The organism is Massilia sp. NBRC 108631 (assembly GCF_059704565.1).
This window is the reverse complement of record NZ_BAAKJE010000024.1, coordinates 1-6171: the sequence shown is the minus strand read 5'-3', so window position 1 is coordinate 6171 and position 6171 is coordinate 1. Positions and strand designations below refer to the sequence as shown.

Here is a 6171-nt window from a genome sequence, read left to right as displayed (position 1 = left end):
ATCCCGCCAACTTCGGGGTCTGACCCCGAAGTTGGCGGGATGCGGCTCAGGCTGCTTGTGGGAGTTGTCCGATGGATGAGGGATAGTCCGATTTGGCGCAGCTTGCAAAGCGAGCTGAGCCGCATTCTTTCCCCTTCGGGGTCTGACCCCGGTTTTGGGGGAATGCGGCTCAGGCTGGTTGTGGGAATTGTCTGGGTGGGGAGGGATTGTCTGATCTTGCGCAAATTGGGGCGGGCGGCGGGCGGGTGCTTGGCGGGCGTGCTAGACTTTTTGCATGGCTACTTTTTCCCGCTCCGCTTTCGATACGGCCGCGCCGCCCGGCGCGGAGGCGATTTCGCATGCGGTCTTCAAGACCATGTCGAATACCGACGCGACCCTGGAGCGCTTTGCCTGGCTGGGCGACGGGCTGGCCGCCGCCATCTGGCAACGGGAGACGGATGAGGAAGTGACCACTTACTCGCAGCCGGGACACCATACCTTTTCCTGCTACCTGGGCGGCGGTTACCGCACCGAGCGCAATGGCGCGGGTGTGGCGCCGGGGCAGTATGGGGCGCCGCAACGCCTGTGCACCTTGCCGGACTGGCACGAGTCGCACTGGCTGGTGCGCGACAAGCTGCGCCTGCTGCACGTGTATTTCATGCCGGAGCATTTCACCCGGCGCGCCGTGGTGGAGCTGGACCGCGAGCCGCGCGAGCTGACCCTGGCCGACCGCACCTACTTCGAGGATCCGCGCCTGGTGCAGCTGTGCGAGGCGCTGGTGGCTTCGCCGTGGCAGGGCGCCGACGCGCTGCTGCGCGTGAACGAAATTACCCACGCGACCTTGAGCGAGCTGCTGAAGTCACAGTCGATGATAGACCCGGGCGCGCGGCTGCGCGGCGGACTGGCGCCGGTGGTGCGGCGCAGGCTGGCGGAGTTTATCGAGGCCCACCTGGCCGAGGCCATCACGCTGGGCATGCTGGCGCAGGTGGCTTGCCTGTCCGAGTTCCACCTGGCGCGCATGTTCAAGGTGTCGTTCGGGATGCCGCCGTCGGCCTGGGTGGCGCAGCGCCGCCTGGACCGGGCGCGCAGCATGCTGAGGTCGGGCGAGTTGCCCTTGCAGCAGGTGGCGGATGCTTGCGGTTACGCGGACTTGAGCCATTTTAGCCACCGTTTCCGTGCCGCCACCGGCGCGCCGCCGGGACGCTACCGGCAGATCGTCGCCGCCTGACGCGCGCTCCAGCCTTTACAGCATGTCCGCGATCAGGGCGACGATCTCGTCGCCATACGAGGCGAGCTTTTTCTCGCCCACGCCACTGATGCCGCGCATGTCGTCCAGCGAGGTCGGCTGCGCCTTGGCGATTTCGCGCAGGGTGGCGTCGACGAAGATCACGTACGCCGGCACGCTGTGCGCCCGCGCCGTCTCCACCCGCCACCAGCGCAGCTTGTCGAAGATGGCCTGTTCCTTGCCCGACAGTTCGGTCTCGGCGTAGCCCTTGGCCGCCGCCGCCGTGGAGCGCTTCTGCTTGACCGGCTTCTGGTACTGCCGCAGCTGCACCTTCTGGCCGCCCTTGAGCACCGGCCGCGCCGCGTCGGTCAGCTTGAGGGAGCTGTATTGTTCGTGGTCCACCGTCACCAGCCCGAGCGCGATCAGCTGGCGCAGGATGGCGCGCCATTCCTGCTCGCTGCGGTCGGCGCCGATGCCGAACACGGACAGCGAGTCGTGGTGCCAGGTCTTGATGCGCTCCGTTTCCACGCCGCGCAGCACTTCGATCACGTGCCCGGCGGCGAAGCGCTGGTCGACCCGGTAGATGGCCGACAGCAGTTTTTGCGCCGGCACCGTGCCGTCAAAGCTGATCGGCGGGATCAAGCAGGTGTCGCAGTTGCCGCACGGGATGGCCTGCTCGCCGAAATAGTCCAGCAGCCGCACGCGCCGGCAGCTCAGCGTTTCGCACAGGCCCAGCATGGCGTCGAGCTTGGTGCCCAGCACGCGCTTGAAGGTTTCGTCCGCTTCCGATTCGTCGATCATGCGCCGCTGCAGCACCACGTCCTGCAGGCCGTAGGCCATCCAGGCGCTGGCCGGCATGCCGTCGCGGCCGGCGCGCCCGGTCTCCTGGTAGTAGCCTTCGATCGACTTGGGCAGGTCCAGGTGGCACACGAAGCGCACGTCCGGCTTGTCGATGCCCATGCCGAAGGCGATGGTGGCGCACATGACAATATTGTCTTCGCGCAGGAAGCGGGCCTGGTTGGCGGCGCGCTTGGCGTGCTCCATGCCAGCATGGTAGGCCATGGCGCGCACCCCGTTCTCGTTCAGGAACTCGGCCGTCTCTTCGACCTTCTTGCGCGACAGGCAGTAGACTATCCCGGAGTCGCCGCCATGCTCGGCGGTGATGAAGTCGAGCAGCTGCTTGCGGCCGTTGGCTTTCTCGACGATCTGATAGCGGATGTTGGGCCGGTCGAAGGAGGACACGAACTGCATCGCGTCTTCCAGCTGCAGGCGCTGCACGATCTCGGCGCGGGTCTGCTGGTCGGCGGTGGCGGTGAGGGCGATGCGCGGCACGTTGGGGAACTGCTCGTGCAGGATCGACAGCTTGATGTACTCGGGCCGGAAGTCGTGGCCCCATTGCGACACGCAGTGCGCTTCGTCGATGGCGAACAGCGCGATGTTGGAGGCCTGGAACAGGTCGAAGCAGCGCTGCGTCATCAGCCGCTCGGGCGCCACGTACACCAGGTCGATCTGGCCGGTGCGCACCAGGCGCTCGATGCGGCTGGCTTCTTCGTAGGTCTGGGTGGAGTTCAGGAAGGCGGCGCGCACGCCTACCTCTGCCAGCGCGTCCACCTGGTCCTGCATCAGGGCGATCAGCGGCGAGATCACCACGCCCACGCCGTCGCGCACCAGCGCGGGAATCTGATAGCACAGCGACTTGCCGCCGCCGGTGGGCATCAGGACCAGCGCGTCGCCGCCGTTGCTGACATGGTCGACAATTTCTGCCTGGTGGCCGCGGAAGGCTGGGTAGCCGAAAACGGTTTGCAGCAGATTGAGGGCGCGTTCGCTGGTGTCCTGATTGGTCATTTCTCTACTTTAATCGGCCCACACTACCAGGCCGGAATAATCGGTGGCGATTACCACCAGTCCGAATATGATGCGATACCACGCAAAAATTGTGAAGTCGTGCGAGCTGATATAGCGCAACAACCAGCGCACGCAGAGGAAGGCCGACACGAATGCGGCTACCATGCCGACGCCGAACATCGGCAAGTCGGCCGCCGACAGCAGCGCGCGTTCCTTGTACAGCGAGTATACCGTGGCCGACAGCAGCAGGGGAATGGCGAGGAAGAAGGAAAATTCCGTGGCCGCCTTGCGCGACAGGCCGAACATCATGCCGCCGATGATGGTGGCGCCGGAACGGCTGGTGCCGGGGATCAGCGCGAACGCCTGGGCGCAGCCGACCTTGAGCGCGTCCAGCGCGCTCATGTCGTCCACCGACTGCACGCGCACGGCGGCCGGGTTGACCTTGGCGCGCTTTTCCACCCACAGGATGACGAAGCCGCCCACGATGAAGGCCGCCGCTACCGGCACCGGCGAGAACAAATGCGCCTTGATGGCCTTGTTGAACAGGAAACCGAGGACGGCCGCCGGCAGGAAGCCGATCACCAGATTGGCGATGAAGCGCTGCGCCTTGGGATCGCTGAACATGCCGCTGAGTACCGAGGCCAGGCGTACGCGGTATTCCCACATGACGGCGATGATGGCGCCGGTCTGGATCACGATCTCGAACACTTTCACTTTCTCGCCGACGAAATTGAGCAGGCTGCCGGCCAGGATCAGGTGGCCGGTGGAGGAGATGGGCAGGAATTCGGTAAAGCCTTCTACCAGGCCCATGATCAAGGCCTGCAACGCGAGTGTGATGTCCATATTTGTCGTAATAGCAAGTGATTGGGAAAAGGGCGTCGAAGCTTACCATGACCTGCCGCGTTCGCCCGCCCCCTATCGGGCGCGGCCCGCATTGTACCTTGCCGGTGATAAGCTGGACTTATCACAGCCCCGGTAAAGTCGAATTGGATGTAAACGGACGGCAATTCCATACTCCTGCCATCGATCAAGCAGGAGCAAATCATGACGACTATGAAGGAAACGGCAGCGCCGAAGGGACTGATAACACTGCTGGCGCTGGTGTGCGGCGTCTCCATCGCCAGCGGCTACTACGCGCAGCCGCTGCTGGGCGACATCGGCCGCGCGCTGGGCGTATCCGAAGCCTACGCGGGCGCGCTGCCCATGTTTACCCAGATCGGCATCGCCATCGGCGCGCTGCTGTTTCTGCCCCTGGGCGACATTGTCAATGACCGCAAGCTGATACTGGCTATGATTTGCGCGCACGTGGGCGCGCTTGCGCTGGTGGCCCTGGCGCCGTCCGCGCCGGCGCTGACCTGGGCCAGCGCGCTGATGGGCGTCACCACCATCACGCCTTATTTGCTGCCGGCCTACGCCGCCAAGATCGTGCCGCCGGCGCAGCGCGGCCACGTCACCGGCCTGCTGGTGCGCGGCATCTTCGCCGGCATCCTGCTGGCGCGCACGGCCAGCGGCTATATCGGCCACTACACGGACTGGCGCACGGTGTACTGGATCGCCGCCGCGCTGATGATGGCCATGGCGGCGCTGCTGGCCTGGCGCCTGCCGCCCACCATGCCGCGCAGCGATCTGAGCTATCCGCGCCTGCTGGCTTCCCTCTGGACCGTATTCCGCCGGCAGCCGGTGGTGCGCTACGCCACCGCGCGCCAGGGTTTGATGTTCGGCGCCTTCAATGCCTTCTGGATCAGCCTGGTGTTCTACCTGGAGACGCCGCGCTTCCACATGGGCAGCGACGTGGCCGGCCTGTTCGGCGTGATCGGTGCGGCAGGCGCCTTCGCCGCGCCTGTTTTCGGCAAGGTGGCCGACCGGCGCGGCCCGCTGTTCGCGGTGCGCCTGGGCACCGCCTTGGCACTGCTGGCGTGGATGGTGATGGCGCTGTTCGGCCAGCATCTGGCCGGGCTGGTGGCGGGCGTGCTGCTGCTGGACCTGGGGGTGACGGCCTCGCACGTGTCGAACCAGACCATGATCTACCACCTGGGGCAGGACATACGCGGCCGCGTCAGCACCATCTACATCCTCGGCACCTTCATCGGCGCGGCGCTCATGTCCGGGCTGACGGCCTGGGTGTGGGGCCGCTGGGCCTGGAGCGGCGTGTGCGCGCTGGGCATCGCCGCCACCGGGCTGGCGGTGGCGGTCAGCTTCGCCCAGAGAGCTCGGCCAGATCGAACTGGGCCCTGCGCGCTTCAGCCGCAACCAGTTCGATGAATTCGAGGATCAGCGGGTTGTCCTCGCCGCCGCGCGAGAACACCTGCACCTGCAGCGGCCCCATGCCCTCCACCGGGCGCACCACGAGGCCGGCGGGCGGCGCCGAGAAGATATAGGTGGCGCCCACCATCGCCCCCATACCCTGGCCCACCAGCGACATGCCCATCTGCGGCTGCGAGGTTTCGTAGACGAAGCTGGGCGTAAAGCCGTGCGCGCGGCAGCTGTCGACCATGCGGTCATACAGGTCGGTGTTCAGACGGCGCTCGAACATGATCAGGCGCTGGCTGCGCAGGTCGTCCACGGTGATGGCGGCGCGCGCGGCCAGCGGATCGTCCTCGCGCAGCAGCAGGGCCCAGCCGGAATCGAAGATGGGCTGGCCGCGCAGGCTGCCGTCGGCCGGCAGCGGCGCCACCTGCACGCCGAAGCCGACGTCGATGGTGCGCTTGAGCAGCGCGTCCATCTGCAGCACCGAATTCATTTCATGGCGCAGGATGCGCACGTTGGGATACAGCGCCTGCAGCCGTATCAGCGCGGGCGGGATGAAGGCCAGGTTGGTGTACTCGACCAGGCCGATGGACAGCGTGCAGCTGCGGTATTGGCCGGCCTCGCGCGTAAGGCGCAGCGCGCGCTCCATCTGGCTGAACATGATGTCGAGTTCATCGCGCAGCACCGCGCCGGCGGGCGTCAGCTCCACGCTGCGCCGGTCGCGCCGCAGCAGCTCCACGCCCATGGTCTGCTCCAGCTTGGCAATCTGCTGGCTCAGCGCCGGTTGCGTGACGAACGCCAGTTCCGCCGCGCGGCGGAAGTGCAATTCCTTCGCCACGATGGAAAAATAGCGCAGCTGCCGAAGTTCGATGCCT

Annotated in this window: 5 protein-coding genes; 2 read left to right on the top strand and 3 right to left on the bottom strand. The window is 66.2% G+C overall.

Features of this window, described 5'->3' with window-relative positions:
* The first annotated feature begins 274 nt into the window (after nucleotides 1–274).
* Nucleotides 275–1207: an AraC family transcriptional regulator gene (locus tag AC6H42_RS02075; protein WP_057152799.1), complete on the top strand. Its 933-nt coding sequence runs from the start codon at nucleotides 275–277 to the stop codon at nucleotides 1205–1207.
* 15 nt (nucleotides 1208–1222) lie between these two features.
* Here AC6H42_RS02075 and recQ read toward each other — a convergent pair whose 3' ends face one another.
* Together recQ and AC6H42_RS02065 are read right to left on the bottom strand one after the other, a co-directional pair.
* On the bottom strand, nucleotides 1223–3049 hold the full coding sequence (gene recQ / locus AC6H42_RS02070; RefSeq protein ID WP_057152800.1) for a DNA helicase RecQ: 1827 nt from the start codon (nucleotides 3047–3049) through the stop codon (nucleotides 1223–1225).
* 9 nt (nucleotides 3050–3058) lie between these two features.
* The gene (locus AC6H42_RS02065; protein ID WP_057152801.1) at nucleotides 3059–3892 is read right to left on the bottom strand and encodes an undecaprenyl-diphosphate phosphatase; all 834 of its coding nucleotides are present in this window, start codon (nucleotides 3890–3892) and stop codon (nucleotides 3059–3061) included.
* 201 nt (nucleotides 3893–4093) lie between these two features.
* Here AC6H42_RS02065 and AC6H42_RS02060 point away from each other — a divergent pair, with 201 nt between their 5' ends.
* Nucleotides 4094–5311, top strand: coding sequence for an MFS transporter (locus AC6H42_RS02060; RefSeq protein ID WP_082551459.1), 1218 nt, complete (start codon nucleotides 4094–4096; stop codon nucleotides 5309–5311).
* Here AC6H42_RS02060 and AC6H42_RS02055 read toward each other — a convergent pair.
* Nucleotides 5241–6171 (bottom strand): LysR substrate-binding domain-containing protein (locus AC6H42_RS02055; RefSeq protein ID WP_497547312.1); only part of this gene is annotated, 931 nt, incomplete at its 5' end. The genes AC6H42_RS02060 and AC6H42_RS02055 overlap by 71 nt on opposite strands.